An 18,899-nucleotide genomic window follows, 5' to 3' on the forward strand; every position below is an offset into this window, starting at 1 on the left:
ACGCGCCGTCACTCGCACGGTCCGGACAGAGCGTCGACCACGGCCGTCGCATCCTCCTGGTAGCGGGCGTAGTACTCGCGGTCGGTGTTGATCTGCACGCGGTGGATCGCGTGCGACGCCGGCATCGACTGCCACTCCGGAAGCCGCCCGAGACGCTCGTAGAACAGCGTGGCCGAGGCCGCGGGGTCCATCCGCTGCTCGACGCTGCCCCACCAGTCCTGCTGCTGGAACAGCCCGATGCTCGTGGTGCGCGAGCCGTCGGGGTTGGTCCAGCCGCGGGTCTCCCAGTCGCCGTAGTCGATCGCGCGCAGGCTGCTCTCCCCCATCGCGGTCATCACGCCGAGGATCTGCCCGTCGCGCCCGAAGCCGAGCGCGGAGGCCGTGCGGATGATGGTCGCCGCGTTCTCCAGCTGTTCGCCGCGCCACCCCTGGATGCCCGCCGCGGGGAAGGTCTCCGGGCGGTCGATGCAGACCGGCGCGGGGTCGCGGGCCAGGCCGAGCGGGATGAGCACCAGGAGCCCCGCGACCACGGCCACCACGCCGGCGGACACGAGCAGACGCCGGCCGCGCGTGCGCCAGCGCGCACGGGATGCCGTCCGGCGCCGCGCGGCCGCACGACGCCGAGCCGCCGGAGACCTCTTCGCCGCGGGCCTCCGCCGGGCGGCGGGCTTGCCCGCCCGCGGCCTCGCGCGGGACGCGGTCACGGGCGCACGGCTCCCGCCGCCGGATGGGAGCGCCGCCCGATGAGCGCCGCGACGCCGCCGCCGATCGCGCCGAACAGGTGCCCCTGCCACGAGACGCCGTCGGCCACGCCGATCACGCCCGCGAGCATCGTGCCGCCGTAGACGCCGATCACGACCACGGCGATCACGGCGTAGAGGATGCGATGGGCGACGCGCCCCGGCGCGAACACGCGCATCACGACGTAGCCGAAGTAGCCGAACACCAGGCCTGAGGCGCCGACCGTGAGCGTGCCTGGAGCGTTCACGAGCCAGGTGCCGACCCCGCCGATGACCGCGACGATCACGGTGACGGCCCAGAAGCGTCGCGCCCCCTCGACCGCGACCAGGCAGCCGAGCACGAGGAACGGCACCGAGTTGGCGATGAGGTGCGCCCAGCTCGCGTGCAGCAGCGGGGCGAGGATGATGCCGCTGAGCCCCGACAGGTCCCACGACCGCAGACCGAAGCCCGTGAACGATCCGGGCAGCACGGCATCGGCGAACTGCACGAGCCACATCACCGCCAGCAGCAGCACCGGCGAGGCGAAGCGGGCGAGCGGATGCGGCGGCCGCGAAGGAGGGGGGACGGTCACCGCTCGATTGTCGCAGGCCCGTCCGACGAACGCCTGTGTACCGGGCCCGGCAAAAGAAAAGACCCTCCGCGCACCCAGCAGAGCCCGGTTACCCTTGCTGCGTTTCCGCCCTGGGGGAATTGGCCTGGATGCCGCCACGCGGAGAGCCGTCGTCCACTCTACCCGACCAGCGGCGGGGCGACGAACCCACGCGGGCATGGTCCCGCACGCCGCGCGGAGCGTACGATCGATTCACGCGCATCGTTGCGTCGACGTGAGAGGGATCGCATGCCTGAGAACGCCCCCCTGACCCCGGTCACGATCGACGCCGAGCGATTCGCCGCCCAGACGGCGGCGATTCTCGGCTCGATCAGCCAGGTCATCGACGGCAAGCCCGACGCCGTACGCAGCGCGCTCGTGTGCCTGCTCGCCGAGGGCCACCTGCTCATCGAAGACGTGCCGGGCGTCGGCAAGACGATGCTCGCCCGCGCACTGGCCGCGAGCATCGACGCCACGGTCCGCCGCATCCAGTTCACGCCCGACCTGCTGCCCGGCGACGTCACGGGCGTGTCGGTGTACAACCCGGTCGACCGGGAGTTCGAGTTCAAGCGGGGCGCCGTGTTCGCCCACATCGTGATCGCCGACGAGATCAACCGCTCCTCCCCCAAGACGCAGTCCGCGCTGCTGGAGGCCATGGAGGAGGGCCAGGTCACGGTCGACGGCTCCACGCACCGCCTGCCCGACCCGTTCCTCGTGGTGGCGACGCAGAACCCGCTGGAGATGGAGGGCACCTACGCCCTCCCCGAGGCGCAGCGCGACCGCTTCATGATGCGCATCTCGATGGGCTACCCCGACCCGGGCGCGGAAGCCCTCATGCTGCGGCAGCGCGACGTGGTGAACCCGCTCGCCACCGTGACGCCCGTGGCCGACGCCGCGTCCGTCGCGCAGCTCATCGCGTGGGCGCGGGCCGTGCACGTGGCCCCGGCCCTGGAGGAGTACGCGGTCGCACTCGCCCAGGCCACCCGCTCCGACCCGAGCCTGCATCTCGGTGCCAGCCCCCGCGCCACCCTCCAGCTCGTCCGTGCGGCGAAGGTGTGGGCGGCCCTCGACGGCCGCGACTACGTCATCCCCGACGACATCACGTCGCTGCTCCTCCCCGTGTTCGCCCACCGCCTGCTCCCCGCGCGCGGCGCCCACCGCGCCGGAGCCCAGCCCATCGAGGCCGCGCTCACGCAGATCGCCGAGCGCGTGCGCGTCCCGGTCGCCACCCGCTCCTGAGACCCCCGCCATGCGACGACGCCGCCTCCTCACCCGCCGGGGCACCGGCACGCTCGTCGCGGCGTTCGGCTGCCTGGTCGCGGCCAACGTGCTCGGCGCGCGCATCCTCCTCTTCATGGCCGTGTTCCTGGCCGCCCTCACCCTGTTCTCCGCGCTGGCGGTGCGGCTGCCACGGCGCTCAGGGACGGTCGCGCGACAGATCTCGACCGACCTGCTCACGGTGTCGGAGGCCTCGCGGGTCACGGTGCGCTTCACGCTGCGGGCGCTGCGGGTGCCGCACGGCCTGTGGCATGACGTGCTGCCCGACGCGGTCGCCGGAGACTCCAGCGGCGAGTATCCCGCCGAGACCGCGCAGCTGAGCTACCTCATCACGGGGGTGCGGCGCGGCGTCTGGCCGCTCGGCCCCCTCATGCTCCGCACGGTCGACCCGTTCGGACTCGCGCAGCGGGAGCAGGCGTTCGGCGACACCCGGACCATCACGGTGGTGCCGGAGGTGTTCGCCCTCACGCCGCTCGCCGTGCGCATCGGGGCAGCGGGAGGGACGGCCCACACCTCGTCGACCCGCCTCGGACAGGGCAGCGACAACCTGTCCCCCCGCGGCTACGCCCCCGGCGACTCCATGCGCCGGATCCACTGGCGGGCCACGGCCCACCGCGGCGAGCTGATGGTGCGCCAGGAGGAAGAGGAGTCCAGCCCCGACGCGCTGGTCGTCCTCGACCGGAGCGCCGGTCGCTGGGACCCGCAGGGCGACGCCGCCGACCCGGCCTTCGAGTCCGCGGTGTCGCTGTGCGCCTCGGCCGCCCTGCACCTCGCCGCCGAGGGCTACAGCGTCGACGTGATCGACACCGCGGGCACGCTGCTCGGCGCGCTCCGCGGACACGAGGACGACCGCGACGGCCTGCTCGTCGCACTCGCCCTGGTGACCCCGCGCGGCGAGGCCCGGGAGCTCGCGGCTCTCGTCGGCGGCACCCCGCCCGGGCCGCTCGTGTTCGTCACCGGACGCGTCGACGAGGAGGACGCGGCGCTGCTGCGTCCCGCGGGAGCCGCGGCCCCGCTGCTGTTCGCCACCGAGCCGCTGCCGGGTGCGGCCGACGCGGCACGACAGCACGGGTGGACCGTCGCCGCCCTCGGCACCGACGTCGCCGAGGCCTGGGACGACGCGCTAGCCGCGCGGAGCGGAGCGGGCGATGTTCCGCGCTGAGCAGCCGCGCGCCGCGACCCCGCCGCCGCGCACCGTGCCGCGGTGGCACCGCGACCGCGACGAACCGGATCGCGTCGTCGCCACGGGCGTGCTCGCCGCGGTCGGAGCGCTCGTTGCCCTGTGGCCGTTCACCTCGGTGATCACGCCGGGGGCCTGGTCGTTCACGGTCGTGCTGATCGTGGTGGCCGTGGTGGGCACCGGGATGCTCGTCCGTCACCTCCTCCGCCGCCGGCGCGCGGGACTGGGCGACCTCGGCGCGCTGCTCGCCCAGGTCGCGGTCGCGGTCGCCGTGCTCACGCTGCTGCTCGCGGGCGACACCGCGATCCTGGGGGTCGTTCCCACCGCGACGACCCTCGCGGTGTTCCAGGGCCTGGGGGTGGCCGCTTGGGAGCAGATCGTGTTCGGCTCGGCGCCGCTCGACGCCTCCCCCGCACTGGCGGGTGCCCTCGGTGCGGGCTTCGCCGTGGTGGCGATCCTGCTCGACCACCTGGTCGCCCAGCGCTCGGCCGTGCTCGCCACCGTGCTGATCGGCGTGATCGGCGCCGTGCCGATGATCGTGACCTTCGGCGACCCGAACGTCGCCTGGTTCGTGGCCCTCGCGCTCACGGCGCTGCTGCTGTTCCGGGTCACTGCGCAGCGCGACGGCTCCTCTCCGCGCCGGAGCTCGCTGTCGGTCGCCGTCGGGGTCGGCGCGGCCGCCGTCGTCTCCGCGCTCGTGGTGACGCCCGCGCTGCCCGTCGCCCCCACCATGGCCGGCACCGGCGTCGGCGTGACCGTCGACGCGTCGCTGCGCCTCGGCGACGACCTGCGCCAGCCCAACCCGGTCGAGGTGCTCACCCTCGCCACCGACGCCGCCACCGCGCCCTATCTGCGCCTGACCACGCTGTCCCGCTTCGACGGCCGTGTGTGGCAGCCCGACCGCGGCGACCTGCAGTCGCAGGCGGACGGCTTCGGGGAGCCGGAGTGGAGCGAGGGCGTCGCGACCGAGGACGCCACCACGTCCATCCGCATCCTGCGCATGTCGAGCGCCTGGCTGCCGGTGCCGTACCCCGCCACCGACGTGTCGGGGTTGAACGGGTCGTGGCGGGTGGCCCCCGAGAACCGCACGCTGTACTCGCGTCGGTCCGACGCCGCCGGCAACGACTACACCGTGAGCTCCACGCGCGTCACGCCGACGCTCGAGCAGATCCGTGCGGTCGACGCGGCCCCGCCGCTCGCGGATCCCGACACCGAGGACGTCGAGCTGCCCGGGATCATCGGCGAGCTCGCGGCCGAGGTGACCGCCGACGCGGACACCGACTACGACCGGCTCGTGGCGCTGCAGAACTGGTTCCGCGCGCAGTTCGACTACTCGCTGGAGACGCCGGTGGAGGAGGGCTTCGACGGCACCGGCGCCGACGCCGTCGCCCGCTTCCTGGAGGAGCGCTCCGGGTACTGCGTGCACTTCGCCGGCGCGTTCGCCCTGATAGCGGAGAGCCTCGACATGCGGGTGCGGATCGTGGTCGGGTACCTCCCCGGTTCGCTCACCGACGAGAAGCGCGGAGACGAGTCGATCTTCTCCGTGACGAGCGACCAGCTGCACTCCTGGCCCGAAGTGCTGTTCCCCGGCATCGGCTGGGTGTCGTTCGAGCCCACCGCGTCGCTCGGCGTCCCGACGGCGTTCCGCGCGGGCGAGGCCCAGGGCGGTGCGACCGGCGGGATCACGGAGCCCGCGCCGACCACGGCGCCGCAGACGCAGGAGACGCAGGGCCCCGACGTCGACCGGGGTGACGCGGACCCCGGGTCCGCGGGATCCGGGGAGCTGCGCCGCCTCGACCCGACCCCGGTCGCGCTCGTGACGCTCGGGGTGGTCGTGCTGCTCCTACTTCCCGGGATCGTGCGGCTCATCGAGCGGAGGATGCGGACGCGTCGCGCGGCCCGAGGCGACGCGGCCGCCGCGTGGGCGGAACTGCGCGACACCCTGCTCGACCTGGCGCTGCCGGTGTCGGACGCCGACAGCCCCCGTGCGCGAGCCGCCGCCCTCGCGCGCGACCGTGGCGCGGACGCCGAAGCCCTGCAGCGCCTCACCACCGCGGTCGAGCGCGCCAACTACGCCCGCCCCGGCGCACAGGGGACCGACGATCTCGCGGAACCCCTGCGTGCGGTGCTGTCGAGCCTGCAGCACAGCGTGGACGGCCCGACCCGGGTGCGCGCGCGACTGCTGCCGCGGTCGCTGTACGCCCCGCGCGGAGCGGATGCGGCACTGCTGGCCTGAGCGCGCCCGCGGGTGATCAGGACGCGGCGGCCTCGGCGGGGTGCGCGGCACAGCGCACGGTGTCGCAGTCGTCGCACACGACGAACTGCGCACGGCACGAGAGGTCGGGGCAGTTCGCGGTGCGCTTGGTCGCGGCGCCGCAGCCCGCGCAGCGACCGATCACCCGGGCGTGATCGCTGAAGTCGACGGAACCGCGGCCGTCGAACACGTACAGCGAGCCGTCCCACAGCCCGTCGTCGCCGAACTTCTCGCCGTAGCGCACGATGCCGCCCTCGAGCTGGTACACCTCGCCGAACCCGCGGGCCGTCATCAGGCTCGACAGCACCTCGCAGCGGATGCCACCCGTGCAGTACGTCACGACGGGCTTGCCCTTCAGGTCGTCGTAGACCCCGGAGTCGAGCAGGTCCACGAAGTCGCGCGTGGTCTCGGTGGCGGGCACGACCGCGCCGCGGAAGCGCCCGATCTGCGCCTCGAGCGCGTTGCGACCGTCGAAGAACACGACCTCCTCGCCGCGCTCGGCCACGAGCTCGTGCAGCTGTTCCGGGGTGAGTCGCGCTCCGCCGCCGACGACGCCGTGCTCGTCCACGCGCAACTCGCCGGGCGCCCCGAACGACACGATCTCGTCGCGCACCTTCACGCTCAGCTTCGGGAAGTCGAGGCTGCGGCCGTGCTCGTCCAGCCCTGTGCCCTCGCTCCACTTGAGGTCGACGTCGCGGAACGGCGCGTACGACCGGAACGAGCGCGCCCACTTCTTGAGTGCGGGGAGGTCGCCACCGAGGGTGCCGTTGATGCCGTTCTTCGAGATCAGCAGTCGTCCCCGCAGTCCCAGCGCCTCGCCGAGGTCGCGCTGCCACACCCGTATCGCCTCGGGATCGGCGAGCGGGGTGAAGGCGTAGAAGAGGACGATCTTGGGGGTTGCCACCCCGGAATCCTACGTCGCCGACCTGACCGCGGCCGGGGTCAGAGGCGGTCACGTGACGTCGCGGCTCAGGAACGCGAGGCTCCCCCCGCCGACGGCCGCGAGCACCCAGGCCGCCGTCAGCCCGGCCGGGAGAAGGCCGTACAGCTGATCGCCCGTGGAGAGCCCGACGGCGGTCACGTCGAACCCGAGGGTCTGGAGGAACGCGAGCAGCGGAAGACTCGCGGCCCCGGCGCTCCAGAACAGCGCGACGAGCGTCGCGACCCCGAGCGACAGGGACGTGACGAAGAGCGCGACGAGGTGGGCCTGGACGATCATCCCGATCCCCACTCCCCACAGGCCGGCGAGGGCACCGAGCGCGAGAGTGGCGCCCACCGCCGCTGCGTCCAGGGGAATGCCGCCCATCGTGGCCCACAGCACGACGTGGCCGCCGAGGAGTGCGACGAGCGCGACGGCCGCTCCCCCGATCGCCGACGTCGGCAGCCGGACCAGAAGGACCGCCCACCGCGGCAACAGCATCAGACGCTGCGCGATGACGCCGTCGCGCCGATCGACCGTGTACCGGAACGAGCCGTAGACCGCCGCGAGAACGGCCGCGGAGGTCGCCAGGACGGTGTGGAGCGGCGCGGTGAGGGTGTCACGGACACCGGCAGGGGCATCCGCGAGCTCTGAGGGAATGCTCGCCGCGAGCGGGAGCGAGATCACGAGCGCCGCCACCGCCGCACCGAGCAGCACGAGGTCGCCGCCGACGTCGCGCGCCTGCGCGCGCAGAGCCCGACCGATCACGCGACGGCCCGGCGTCCTCGCGCCCACGCGATCCCGACCAGACCGCCCGTCCACACGAGCGCGACGCCCAGCGCCGGAAGGAGGTCGAGCAACCGCCCCTGATACGCGGGGGCTCCGATCGCGGCGAGGACCATGCCGGGCGAGTACCTCGCGACCTCCGGCGCCGTCCGCAGCAGCGCGAACTCCACGGCCAGCGGATAGGCGAGGAGGATCACCGCCGTCACGTAGTAGTTCCGGGTGATCCAGCCGATCGCACCTCCGAGGAGAGCGCCGAGGACGGCGCCGACGAGCGCGCCTCCGCACATTCCCCAGGCGTCGTCGCCGAGGACGAAGGACTGCCCCTCCCGTGTCAGGAGGATCGCGGCGGCCGCCGTCCAGAGCACGCAGATGACGAGAGAGGTGCCGACGGCGACCAGCGCCCCCGCCACGAGCTTGCCCGCGAAGGCGCGCCGGAACCCCACGGCGACGAGGGTCCGGTCCATCGAGCCGTAGTAGTACTCGCGGGTGACGGTGTAGGCGCCCACGAACGCGGCCGAGAGGGCCGTCCAGGCGAGGGGCTGCAGAACCTGGAGTGTCGCGGCGGCGGGCTCGAGGCCCGCGAGGTCGAAGTGCGAGCCATCCGAGCAGAGAACGTACACCGGCAGCAGGACGGCGACCAGGAAGATCGCGAGCACGGAGAAGCCGCTCACCGAACGCAGCAGCTCGCTGCGAATCACCGACGTCACGCCGACACCCCCTCGATCAATTCGAAGTACCTGCTCTCCAGCGACTCGGCGTCGCTCGTGACGAGATCCCGCAGCGGCCCCGCGAACAGGGCGCGACGCTTGAGCACGACCACCTCATCGACCACCTGTTCGAGCTCGGGAAGCTGATGGCTCGCGATCAGCACCGTGCCGGCACGGTCGGCGAAGCTCCGTAAAAAGCCGCGAAGCCAACGAATGCCGTCCGGATCCAGCCCGTTCGCCGGCTCATCCAGGATCAGTATCCGCGGCGAGCCGACGAGCGCGGTCGCCAAGCCCAGTCGCTGCGCCATCCCCGTCGAGTAGGTCTTGACGCGGCGGCGGGCGTCGGGCGCGAGTCCCACCTCGTCCAGCACCTCATCCACGCGCTGCGACGGAGCCCCCGCCGCCAGCCGGGCGATCTCCAGATGCCGTCGCCCCGTGATGCCCACCTCGAACCCGAACCCGTCCATGTGGACTCCGACGTGCGTCGCGGGGTTCTCCAGCGACGCGAACGGGCGGCCGTCGATGAGGCACTCCCCCTCCGTCGGTCGCAGCAGCCCGACGATCGCTCGGAGGGTGGTCGACTTACCCGCCCCGTTCGGGCCGAGCAGCCCGACGATCGACCCGCGCGGCACCCCGAATGAGAGCCCATCGACCGCCGCCCGATGGCCATACCTCTTGGTGAGCCCTCGGACCTCGATCGCCCGATCCTTCCTGTTCATCCTTCTCCTACCTTTCGTCCATGAGAGTCGACAACGGCTCGGTCACTCCCGCCGTCCAGAGCGCGTGCCACAGATCGGTCGTCCCCAGATGAGCACGCGCCTGCCCGGTGCCCGGCGGGGCTGGGTGGTCTGGGGATAACTCGACGACGCCGATACTCACCGCGGCGACGGAGACGTCGGGGGCGGACACCGGGACCAGCGCGTCCAACGGCACCGTCACCGGGGTCGGGGACCGGTGCACGACCGTCCCGGTGCCGATCACCGCGCTCCCGAGGATCCCGCTGGTCATCAGGTCGACGCGGGTGCCGTCGGGGATTCCGGAAGCGCGTCCTCCTCCGGCCTGCACGAGCGACATCCGGCCGTCATGCGTCCAGAAGCCGAGCGTGACCGTGCGTGGCACGGGGATCAGGGCACCGGCGATGACGACAGCGCCGGTCATCACGGCGAGCACGGTCGCGAATCGGACTCGGGACACTCCGGCCCGGAGCACGCGCACGAGCGCCCGAAGCACGATCGTCAGCCCGGTGATCGCCACGATGACCTCCAGAGCGAGCGTGAGGACGGAGAGCACCGGGCCGCCCGCGGTACCCGCCTTCGCCACCCGTGCAACAGCGAGGAACACCAACACGCACGGCGTGAACAGGCTCGCCAGACCGAACGGCACGCTCCACCACCGCGGCACTCGCTTCTCCGACCGCCCACCCCCGAAGAGGAGCCGGACCAGGCGGTCCGAGGCATCGCGGATCGTGCGTTCGCGCAGATTCGGCTCGTCGAGAGCACTCATGAGCGCGATGTATCCGTCGAAGCGCACGAAGGGGATGAGATTGATCAGGACGATGAGGACGCACGAGACACCCGCCAGCAGCACGGCCTGACGAAGCTCGGACGGCGGGAGCGCGAGAGCGGCGACCAGAGCGACTCCGGCGGCCACCACGTGCACGGCTGGTCCGGCGAGGGCGACCGACACGCGTTGCCCACGGTCGCGGAGACGCCAGCCGTCCGTCACATCGACGAAGAACGCGGGAGCGAGATAGAAGATCATGAAACCGGCCCGACGGGGCGTGCCGCCGAAGCCGGTGAGTGTGAGGCCGTGGGCCGTCTCGTGGAGCAGGGTGAGCAGCCCGAGCACGATGACGGTGCCGAGGAGGGCGGCCAGCGGCACCGGTGTCACGACGACCCGGACGACATCCGCCGCCTGAAGAAGGGCGGCAACAGCCCCGAGCCCGGCCATGACGACCGGGATCAGCATCACCCTCTTGGGAAGCGACGGGAGCAGACGGTGCAACCGTCGGAAGAGCTCGGGCGCACGCAGGGTCGCGACCTGCAGGGTGAGCGGGGCACGATACGACAGCCGCCCCGGCGGGGTTCTTCCTGCGCCCTCCAGCAATCCGCTCGCTCGGAAGCGCTCGACGAGTCGAAGGAAGCTCTCCGAGGACTCGGACGGTGCGAAGCGGGTGCGGAGGACGTGGAGCGGTGTCTCGCCGTCCATCGCCTCCAGCAGATCGACGACGGAGCGCGAGACCCGCGACGTCGGAACGCCGTGCACGGACGCGACCCACACCGCGTCCTCCCCGACACGTTCGAAGGAGACGTCTGCGGAGCGCACGGGACGGTCCTCGGCACCCAGCGGGGCGGTCCCGCGAAAGCGCTGCCGGTGGGGCGGCTCAGGCGACGGCATCGTCAGCCGCGATCGTCGTGGAGGAAACCGCGGACGTCGTCACCATCACGATCTCCGCACCCTGCGGAGACCGTACGGGAGAAACGTTCGGTTCCTCGAACCCGGCGTCCGCGATCTCACGGCAGATCTCATCCAGGCCGAGAACCTGCAGGCGGCTCGTGAACACCGTCACCCTTCCCCCCGGTACCAGATCGTCCGCGCGCAGCCAGTTCACGAGTCGGGCGGAGCCGTCGTCCTCGATCTGCTGGCTGAACAGATACCTCTCCGCGCCATCCGGCCCCGGGACCCAGATCTTCTCGGTCCTCGTCACGCGCAGTTCCGCTTCCGCGATGGCCCCCGCCAGCGTGAATGCGAAGAGACCGCCCGGAGCGAGGTGCCGCCGAACGGCGGCGTACAGCGCAGCGCGGTCTTCCCCGTTCAACAGGGTGAGAGAGGTGGCACCGAGGATGACCAGGCGGAAGCGTCGCGCGAGCGTGAAGTCGCGCATGTCCGCCACGACGCACTCCACGGCGGATTCCCCCGGGAGGACGTGCCGCACGAGGGCCAGCATGTCGGCCGACAGGTCGAGCGCGATCACGCGCCGGCCCGAGCGCACCAGAGGGATCGTGAGCCGTCCGCTTCCCGCCGCGAGGTCGAGGATCGGACCCTCGGTCTTCCGCGCGAGCGCGAGCACCTCCCGGATCTCGGCACGATCGGAGCCGACGAGCCGTTCGTAGAAGGTACTGCCCGCAGCCGCGTACAGGTCCTCCGGCACGGCGTGCGCGCCGACCGCGCGGAGCCGTGCGGCCACCGCCTCCGTGATCAGATCTGCCATTCGTCTTCGCCTTCCCGGTGTGAGCGGGCGCGGGCCCCCGCCTGCGGCCCGCACCCTTCTGTCAGGTGGCGATCGCCACCGCCCCGCCGATGATGGCGATGATGTAGCTGGCGTGCTCCCACCACTCCATCGGTGTGTCGAGTTGCTCGAGCTCCACGAACTCGATCGATGCCTTCTGCACTGTGCACCTCCTTGGGCACTCGTCCGAGTGCGTCTCCTACGTCAGAGCGAGGATCCCGATGATCACTCCGACGGCGAAACCCCGCATGAAGTCATCGCCGTCGTTGAGCGCGTCCATGGCCTCGAGTTCTGTGAACTCGAGCGTCGGCGTCGCAGCGTGCATGCTCACCTCCCTTCGCTCTCTCCCGCCGTCAAGTCAGATCACGTGGCCATCGCCGCGCCCGCACCGATGAGGATCAGAGCACCGATGACGCCCTTGTAGAAGCTGTCCCAGCTCGGGGCCTCCATGGGATCCAGCTCTTCGAATCGGATGCACGTGTCACTGCGTGGTTCCATCTCGTTCACCTCCTTCCTTCGTCGATCGTCCGGCTTTCGCCGCTGCGTTTCGGAGGCTCCATCTGCCGTCGCCCAGCACAGCGCGGAGGTCTCCCGCGTCGAGCCCGTGGAGCATCGGCCGACGCCCGCCCCACGACTGCTCGGCGGCCTCGGCGATGCTGTGCAGGAGCGCTGCGGCCGGCCGGGGCGGACTCGGAATCCGCCACCGCTCGAGCAGCGCGTCGATGCCGTCCGCCGGGTCGAGGGGAAGGGCCACCGCGTGAGCGACACGCGCCCAGAAGTCCGCGAGACTCTCCCGGTCACCCCAGCGAGCGTCGCCCGCTCCGATTCGGCGCCAGACCGCGCCGATGACCGCCGCCGTCGCGACCATCTTGCGCACGCCCAGGTGAGAGGAAACCTCGTTCGCCAGATACCAGTGCCGCGCGCTGAAGGGATCGCCTCCACGCAGCGCCGCGCTGCGCTGCGTGGCTCCGCTCAGACGCGCGAGGCGCTGTCTCCCCGAGGGCGATCCGGCGTCGTGCGCCGCGGTCTCGAGCAGGGCCCTTCCGAGAGCGACGGCGTCGCTGTCGGCCCTCGGGCTTCGTTGGACGCTGGTCGCCGCACCCGCGATGCGCAAGAACGCCTCCAGCGCTCCCTCGCGCACCGCACCCGGGCTGAGGGTGGAGAAGTTCCACGGGTCGACCAGGGCGTGGCGGGGGCGGAGGGCGCGGCCGACGATCAGTCGAGAGCCCCGTTCGTTCGTGAGGATGCCGACGCCGTTCGTCTCCGACGAGGTCCCCAGCGTCGTCGGCACGGCCACGAGGTCGACGGGCGGGAGTGCGTCGGGCAGGACGGTGAGCGCGGACAGCCGCGCGTGCCCGATGGCGTAGTCGAGGAGATGACCCCGGGCCAGCGCGAGCGCGGCGATCTTGCCCGCGTCGAGGATGCTTCCACCTCCGACGGCCACCACCACCTCCGGCGGGCGGTCCATCATCTCGCGAGCGATCGCGAGGACCGCTCTGACATCGGCGCGCCCGGTGTCGAGTGTCCGCGTGCGCACCGAGCGTCCGGTGGGAAGCGGGAGCACCGCGGCCGGATCTGCGATGACGAGCGCCTCACGTCCTGCCGTCAGCTGACGCGTCATCCGACGGGCGATCCCCGGTCCGTGCCAGAGAGTCGGAACGCGACCCGCGAATCCGCTGGTCATGAGAGCGCCCCACGTGCCTCGGCGAGGCCGGCGCGGACGGCGGTGTCGACCTCTCGCAGCTCCGGCGCGCCGAAACCGTACGCCGGGATCAGCTCGATCGCACTGGGCCCCGGATGCACGACGACACCGTGATCGGCGATCGCGGAGACGACCCGCAGGACGGCGGCTCCGGAGAGCTCCTGACCGTGCTCGTCACGAAGGGCAAGCCCGACGAAACACCCGCGACCGGTGCTGTCGGCGATCAGCTGCTCCGTCTTCCACGACCGCACCAGGTTCTGCAGTTCGACGGCCAGCGCCTGTGTCGCCGACTCCACGTCGATACGACGCAGCTCATCGATCACGGCGAGGATCGCTGCCGCGCACATCGGGGTCCCCGCTTGCGTCTCCCCGTGCACGAACGTCCATCCGCCGTCTGTGAATGCGACGGCGATCTCTTGCCCCACCAGGAGTGCGGCGGCCCCCATCGCGCCGTTGGTCAACGCTTTCGACAGGATGAGCACGTCGGGTGCGGCGGGCCAGGTGTCGGTCGCGAACATCGTGCCCGTGCGGCCGAAACCCGTCGCGACCTCGTCGGCGACGACGAGGAAGCCGTACTCCTCGCGCAGGGCGAGAAGGCGATCGACGAACGCGTCGGAGAGCGCGTGCGCGCCGCTGCCCAGGATCGGTTCCACGACGACCGAGGCCACCCGCGAGCCCTCCCGTGCCATCAGGGTCGCCAGCTCCTCACCGTCGTCGTGCGCCGACACGTGCCGCACGGAGCGGCGGTCGACGGCGTACACGGACTGCAGGAGATCGTCACCGCTCAGGGCGTGACTGCCGTACATCGTGCCGTGATAGCTGCCGCGGAGGCCGACGCTGATCGTCCGGTCCCGGCGCCCCTTCTGCGCCCAGTACTGGCGGACGAGTTTCATGGCTGCGTCGTTCGCCGCCCCGCCGGAGGTGGAGAAGATCACGCGGCGGTAGCGGAGCGAGCCGGCGAGGTCGATGAGAGCGTCCGCAGCGTGTTCGGCGTAGCGATGCGGAGCCCGGAAGAGGGAGAGATACGAGGCGTCGCGGCTCGCCCGACTCACGGCTTCGGCCACGGCAGGGTTGCCGAAGCCCAGCGGGACGTTCCACAGCCCGCTCGTCGCACAGAGCCGCGTCGAGCCGTCCGCGAAGGCAATCCGATGACCCGCGGCTCCGACCGCGACCCGGTCCGGCGCGAAGGTCGTGTCCGCCGGCAGCATCGAGGTCCAGAGGGCGTGCGGCGCGCTCACCGCACGGCTCCTGTCGTCGAGGACGAGTCGACGGCTCGCCGCCCGCAGTGCACGCCGAGCGCATCGATCGCTTCGAGGCAGAGCGAGAGCGCCTGGGACTTCGGCACCTCGAGCTGTCGCGCCACGCGCGCGGCCGCACTCTCCGTATCGCTGGACGTCTGCGTGACCGCCACGACCCTGGCCGTGTCGGGGGACAGCAGCTGCCGGCGCCGCGTCGTGAGATCCGCGAGCAGAAACCCGTCCCCCGTCTCGAGGAGAAGCGGATCGGCGGTCCGGGGTTCGGCATCGCAGAGCCCGTCGTCGAAGGGCGTCCAGCCGAAGCCCGCGATCGCCGCGTCGGTGCTCGCGAGGGAGAGGGTTCTCATCAGCTCCAGTGCCGTGAGGTATCGCCCGACCCAGCCCCGCGTGCGGAGGTCGTCGAGCACCCTGTCTCGGGGCATGACTCCGCCCACCAGGGCGGCCCCCGGCAGCGCTGCAGCGAGAAGAGACGGCAGCTCGGTGACCGCACCGACCACCTCGCCCTGCATGCCCGCCGAGACCCGCCCGTCGCTGCGGACGCGGACGGCACTCGGACGCATCAGCGCTACGGGAGAAGCGAGCGCGACGCGGTCCGCGAGGAGCACGCGGGCATCGAGCAGGGCGGCGGGAAACACGCCGGTGCGTCGAGCGAGCTCCGCATCGTCGAGGAATGCCCGCCAGCTCGTCTCATCGGAGAATCCGACGACGATCGGTCCCACGATCTGTACGAAGGCCGCCGCGATGTAGTCCTGGCGCTCGACGCCGTGCGGGCCGAGGAACAGCTCATCGCCGATGTCGTCCCACCCACCCCCGTAGCGGATGACCTCGGCGTGGGTCTCGCACGGCTCACTCCCATCCGGCAGGAAGACCGCGTCGCGGCCTTCGGCGGCCGCCAGGACCTGGCGGGCGGGGGCGTTCCGATCCACGAAGAACACCCGCGAGTAATGATGGCGCTCACCGGTTATCCACTCGCGCAGAGCGCGCGCACCGAAGATCTCATCGCCCGACATCAGGGCGTCCCTCTTTCTTGCGCTCGCATGATTCCCCCGGGGTGCGACCTCCCCAGTGTCGGTCGCGTCCTCACTTGAGGTTATACAGCACCCTCGTGAGGTGCAATATTACACATCTGCCTCTTCGGATGACGTCCCCGGGCCCGGTCACGCGCACCACATCGCATCGGATAGGATGGACAGGTTGTTCCCTGGTGACGTGTCCGAGCGGCCGAAGGAGCACGCTTGGAAAGCGTGTGTTGTGCAAGCAACCGCGGGTTCGAATCCCGCCGTCACCGCCAGAAAGCCAGAAGGGTCTCCGCGCCAGCGGGGGCCCTTCTGGCTTTCTCCCGAGCATCGTGGGATTCGGGGAGGAGTGAGCGCAGCGAGCACCGGAGTCCCGCGTCACCGCCAGAAACGAGAAGGCCCCCGACGTTGCGGGGGCCTTCGTCGTCGGATGGGGAGGCGTCAGCGCGCCCCGGCCTCGTCATCGAAGCGCACGCCGTAGGTGATGCCGCCGGGGGTCTCCGCGAGACGGGTCATGCCGAGCCGGTCGTAGAACGCCGCCGCACCCGCGTTGGCCGGATCCATGCCCAGGTGCAGGGCGGGCACACCGCGGCGGCGGAGCTCGTCGAACAGCGTCTCCACCAGGCGTCGCCCCATCCCCTGCCCCTGCGTCTCGGGCAGCAGGTCGATGTGCAGGTGGGCCGGGTACGCGGCGGCGTGCGGCTCGGCGCCGGGCTCGCGCGTGTAGGCGTAGTCGATCAGGCGGCTCTCGCGTCCGTCCACGGCCTCGGGGCGCGGGTAGCGCTCGCGGAACGGAGGCCACCACACGTCGCGGAACCAGGCGTAGAACGCGTCGGTGTCGTCGGTCGCGACGAGGTAGCCGATCGCCCGGCCGTCGTCTCCCTCCACGACCCACGCGAGGTCGGGGTGGCGCTCCACGTACGGCACGGCGAACAGCGCGCCCCACAGGTCGTCGTCCGACAGGATGCCGGTGGCGTCACCGCCGGCATCGGCGGTCTTGAGACAGATCTCGTACATCGCGGCACGGTCGGTGGGCCGGTAGGGGCGGATACGCGCCACGGAGCACTCCTCGGGTCGGGTCAGGTCTGGCTCAGCCTATCGGCGCGGGCCGCACGGTCCGCCACGTCGGCGCGCACCCACGGCAGCAGCCAGGCGGCGAGCGCCAGCACCACACCCGCACCGACGAGAGCGCCGCCGAGCGTGTCCGTCGCCCAGTGCACCGACAGGAACGTGCGCGACAGCGCCATCGCCAGCACCCAGACCGCTCCGGCGATCGCCGTCCAGACGCGGGGGAAGAGGACCCAGACGACCACCGCGATGGTCGCGGCGTTCGCGGTGTGCCCGGACGGGAAGGAGCCGTAGTCGCTCACCACGAGCATGTCGTCGGGACGAGCGCGCCCGAAGATGTTCTTCAGCAGCTGCACCGCTCCGGCACTCGCGAGGAAGCAGATCGCTGCGAACAGCGCCCCTCGCCAGCGCCGCAGCAGCAGGAGGATCAGGATCGCCAGGAGCGGGACCCCGAGGATGGCGACCCAGCCGCCACCGATCCAGTTCAGCACCAGGGCGAAGTCGAGCATCCAGTCGGCACGGATGCGCACGATCGTCTCGTTCCACCACCGGTCGAACCCGAAGGTCTGCGGGGAGGTGAGCACGACGACCGCGCCCAGTGCGGTGGCCAGGAGCAGGCAGGCGACGCCCCACCAGAGCAGCATCCGTCGATTCATCGTCCTATTCTGACCGATGCTCGTGCGACCTCAGGGCGTCAGCATGCCGACGGTGCGCGGGCGCACCACGAACCACAGGGCGAGGATGCCCACCGCGGCGCAGCCCACCATGACCGAGGCCATGGTGGTCGCGGTGATCCCCGCGTCCTGCGAGATCCAGCCCACCAGCGGCGAGATGAGCCCCGCGACGCCGAAGTTCGTCGCGCCGATGATCGACGCGGCGGTGCCTGCGGCCTTGCCGTGACGGTCGAGCGCGAGCACCTGCACGTTCGGGAACGTGAAGCCGCAGGCGGTCATGAACACGAACAGCGGGATCACGGTCCCCCACAGGCCGAGGCCGAGCTGGTCGGTGATGACGATGGCGGAGGCGGCGAGCAGCAGCACCGCGGTGGAGTACGCCATGACCCACTGCGGCCCGAAGCGCGCGGCGAGGCGCGACGCGGTCTGCACGCCGATCACGACGCCGAGGGAGTTCACCGCGAACAGCAGCCCATACTGCTGCGGGTCGAGCCCGTGCGTCACCTGGAACAGGAACGGCGACGCCGACAGGTACGAGAACAGGCCGGAGAACGTCATGCCGCCGATCACGAGCACCCCGAGGAACACCCGGTCGGTCAGCACGGACCGGTACCGCTCGCGCATCGTCGCGCCACCGGGGTCCTTGCGTCGCGCGACCGGGAGGGTCTCCCGGATGAACAGCACCGTCGACACGAGCATCACCACGCCGTAGGCCGCGAGCACGCCGAAGATGCCGCGCCAGGGCATGAGCGTCAGCAGCCACGAGCCGATCAGCGGAGCGATCACGGGTGCCACGCCGGACACGAGCGCGAGCCGCGAGAGCATCACCACCAGGCGTCGCCCGCCGAACAGGTCGCGCACCACGGCCATCGCGACCACACCGCCCGCCGCGGCGCCGATGCCCATCAGCACCCGGGCGGCACCGAGCAGCGGCAGGTCGGGGGCGAACGCGGCACCGAGGCTGGCCAGCACGTGCAGCGCGGTCACGGCGATGAGCGGAGTGCGGCGGCCGATCTTGTCGCTGAGCGGTCCGACGATGAGCTGACCGAGCGCGAAGCCGATCATGGTGCCGGTCAGGGTGAGCTGGATCGCGGCGGCCGTGGTCTGGAAGTCCTCCTCCAGCACGGGGAACGCGGGCAGGTAGAGGTCGATCGTGAACGGCCCGAGGGCCGTGAGGGCTCCGAGCAGGATGATCGTGAGCGTGCGACGTCCGAGCGGGATCGCGTCGCCCGGGTGCAGCATGATCGGCGCGGTGGCCGGGTTCGATCCGAGCGTGCGGATGGCGCCGGTGGGCGACGAGGTGCGGATGCTGCCGGTCGCGGTGCGTTCGGGCGCGGGCCCGGGGGTGGTCGGAGTGCTGTCGGTGCGAGGGGCGTCGGACACGAGGTCCTTCCAGAATCGGCGGAGCGTGGTCGAATCGATTCGGCCAGGGGAACCCTTCATGCTACCGTCGCCGCCTCGTCCAGCGGGACGGCAAACGCACCCCCGGAGCGCTCCGGG

Annotated in this window: 20 protein-coding genes, 1 tRNA gene and 1 other RNA gene; 4 read left to right on the forward strand and 18 right to left on the reverse strand. The window is 71.7% G+C overall.

Annotated elements, in window-relative coordinates; genetic code table 11:
• Positions 1-8 precede the first annotated feature (8 nt).
• The 3 genes from KV394_RS00630 to ffs all read right to left on the reverse strand — a co-directional run bounded on the left by KV394_RS00630 (position 9) and on the right by ffs (position 1,463).
• Positions 9-704, reverse strand: coding sequence for a hypothetical protein (locus KV394_RS00630; RefSeq protein ID WP_247982047.1), 696 nt, complete (start codon positions 702-704; stop codon positions 9-11).
• Positions 701-1,312: a rhomboid family intramembrane serine protease gene (locus tag KV394_RS00635; protein ID WP_206252924.1), complete on the reverse strand. Its 612-nt coding sequence runs from the start codon at positions 1,310-1,312 to the stop codon at positions 701-703. Before KV394_RS00635 ends, KV394_RS00630 begins: the two co-directional genes overlap by 4 nt.
• A gap of 54 nt (positions 1,313-1,366) precedes the next feature.
• Positions 1,367-1,463: signal recognition particle sRNA small type (gene ffs / locus KV394_RS00640), an RNA gene on the reverse strand.
• Positions 1,464-1,579: 116 nt separating this feature from the next.
• On the opposite strand from ffs, the gene KV394_RS00645 reads away from it, so the two are divergent.
• From KV394_RS00645 to KV394_RS00655, 3 genes are read left to right on the forward strand one after another with little or no spacing between them, the layout of a single operon-like run.
• Positions 1,580-2,569: an AAA family ATPase gene (locus KV394_RS00645; RefSeq protein ID WP_136028517.1), complete on the forward strand. Its 990-nt coding sequence runs from the start codon at positions 1,580-1,582 to the stop codon at positions 2,567-2,569.
• A gap of 10 nt (positions 2,570-2,579) precedes the next feature.
• Positions 2,580-3,770: a DUF58 domain-containing protein gene (locus KV394_RS00650; protein WP_206252923.1), complete on the forward strand. Its 1,191-nt coding sequence runs from the start codon at positions 2,580-2,582 to the stop codon at positions 3,768-3,770.
• Entirely contained in the window at positions 3,757-6,024 is a 2,268-nt protein-coding gene (locus tag KV394_RS00655) for a transglutaminase family protein (RefSeq protein WP_247982048.1), read from the forward strand. Before KV394_RS00650 ends, KV394_RS00655 begins: the two co-directional genes overlap by 14 nt.
• A gap of 16 nt (positions 6,025-6,040) precedes the next feature.
• Here KV394_RS00655 and trhO read toward each other — a convergent pair whose 3' ends face one another.
• The 12 genes from trhO to mpaB form a co-directional block, all read right to left on the reverse strand.
• Positions 6,041-6,946 carry an oxygen-dependent tRNA uridine(34) hydroxylase TrhO gene (trhO, locus tag KV394_RS00660; RefSeq protein ID WP_247982049.1) on the reverse strand — a complete coding sequence of 302 codons (906 nt, stop codon included), beginning with the start codon at positions 6,944-6,946 and terminating at the stop codon, positions 6,041-6,043.
• 48 nt (positions 6,947-6,994) lie between these two features.
• A complete protein-coding gene (locus KV394_RS00665; RefSeq protein ID WP_247637621.1) occupies positions 6,995-7,729 on the reverse strand; it encodes a hypothetical protein in 735 nt (244 codons plus the stop codon).
• Positions 7,726-8,454, reverse strand: a complete 729-nt coding sequence (locus KV394_RS00670; protein WP_247982050.1) for an ABC transporter permease — start codon at positions 8,452-8,454, stop codon at positions 7,726-7,728. Before KV394_RS00670 ends, KV394_RS00665 begins: the two co-directional genes overlap by 4 nt.
• Positions 8,451-9,173 (reverse strand): ATP-binding cassette domain-containing protein, encoded by a 723-nt coding sequence (locus KV394_RS00675; protein ID WP_247982051.1) that lies wholly within the window; start codon positions 9,171-9,173, stop codon positions 8,451-8,453. The genes KV394_RS00670 and KV394_RS00675 overlap by 4 nt, the downstream gene beginning before the upstream one ends.
• 7 nt (positions 9,174-9,180) lie before the next feature.
• Positions 9,181-10,779 carry a daptide biosynthesis intramembrane metalloprotease gene (gene mpaP, locus KV394_RS00680; RefSeq protein WP_247982052.1) on the reverse strand — a complete coding sequence of 533 codons (1,599 nt, stop codon included), beginning with the start codon at positions 10,777-10,779 and terminating at the stop codon, positions 9,181-9,183.
• Positions 10,780-10,837: 58 nt separating this feature from the next.
• On the reverse strand, positions 10,838-11,665 hold the full coding sequence (mpaM, locus tag KV394_RS00685; protein ID WP_136034218.1) for a daptide-type RiPP biosynthesis methyltransferase: 828 nt from the start codon (positions 11,663-11,665) through the stop codon (positions 10,838-10,840).
• A gap of 61 nt (positions 11,666-11,726) precedes the next feature.
• Complete coding sequence (gene mpaA3 / locus KV394_RS17410; protein WP_323131762.1) at positions 11,727-11,846, reverse strand: MpaA3 family daptide-type RiPP; 120 nt, start codon at positions 11,844-11,846, stop codon at positions 11,727-11,729.
• A 36-nt stretch (positions 11,847-11,882) separates the two neighbouring features.
• Complete coding sequence (gene mpaA2 / locus KV394_RS17350) at positions 11,883-12,008, reverse strand: MpaA2 family daptide-type RiPP (RefSeq protein WP_275090548.1); 126 nt, start codon at positions 12,006-12,008, stop codon at positions 11,883-11,885.
• A 38-nt stretch (positions 12,009-12,046) separates the two neighbouring features.
• Positions 12,047-12,181 carry an MpaA1 family daptide-type RiPP gene (gene mpaA1, locus KV394_RS17355; protein ID WP_275090549.1) on the reverse strand — a complete coding sequence of 45 codons (135 nt, stop codon included), beginning with the start codon at positions 12,179-12,181 and terminating at the stop codon, positions 12,047-12,049.
• The gene (gene mpaC, locus KV394_RS00690) at positions 12,165-13,304 is read right to left on the reverse strand and encodes a daptide-type RiPP biosynthesis dehydogenase (RefSeq protein ID WP_240753239.1); all 1,140 of its coding nucleotides are present in this window, start codon (positions 13,302-13,304) and stop codon (positions 12,165-12,167) included. Before mpaC ends, mpaA1 begins: the two co-directional genes overlap by 17 nt.
• Before the next feature lie 59 nt (positions 13,305-13,363).
• A complete protein-coding gene (gene mpaD, locus KV394_RS00695; protein WP_136045748.1) occupies positions 13,364-14,623 on the reverse strand; it encodes a daptide-type RiPP biosynthesis aminotransferase in 1,260 nt (419 codons plus the stop codon).
• On the reverse strand, positions 14,620-15,651 hold the full coding sequence (mpaB, locus tag KV394_RS00700) for a daptide biosynthesis RiPP recognition protein (protein WP_136045749.1): 1,032 nt from the start codon (positions 15,649-15,651) through the stop codon (positions 14,620-14,622). The genes mpaD and mpaB overlap by 4 nt, the downstream gene beginning before the upstream one ends.
• 193 nt (positions 15,652-15,844) lie before the next feature.
• Here mpaB and KV394_RS00705 point away from each other — a divergent pair.
• Positions 15,845-15,932 (forward strand) — tRNA-Ser (locus KV394_RS00705).
• 166 nt (positions 15,933-16,098) lie between these two features.
• Here the strand turns inward: KV394_RS00705 and KV394_RS00710 are convergent.
• Genes KV394_RS00710 through KV394_RS00720 form a run of 3 tightly spaced genes read right to left on the reverse strand, consistent with a single transcriptional unit; the run spans position 16,099 to position 18,782 of the window.
• A complete protein-coding gene (locus KV394_RS00710; protein ID WP_205812784.1) occupies positions 16,099-16,716 on the reverse strand; it encodes a GNAT family N-acetyltransferase in 618 nt (205 codons plus the stop codon).
• A gap of 20 nt (positions 16,717-16,736) precedes the next feature.
• On the reverse strand, positions 16,737-17,381 hold the full coding sequence (locus tag KV394_RS00715; RefSeq protein ID WP_206252914.1) for a phosphatase PAP2 family protein: 645 nt from the start codon (positions 17,379-17,381) through the stop codon (positions 16,737-16,739).
• 30 nt (positions 17,382-17,411) lie between these two features.
• Entirely contained in the window at positions 17,412-18,782 is a 1,371-nt protein-coding gene (locus KV394_RS00720) for a multidrug effflux MFS transporter (RefSeq protein ID WP_378802686.1), read from the reverse strand.
• Positions 18,783-18,899: the final 117 nt, after the last annotated feature.

The sequence above is a fragment of the Microbacterium sufflavum genome, assembly GCF_023101165.1.
In the GTDB taxonomy this organism is placed as follows: Bacteria; Actinomycetota; Actinomycetes; order Actinomycetales; family Microbacteriaceae; genus Microbacterium; species Microbacterium sufflavum.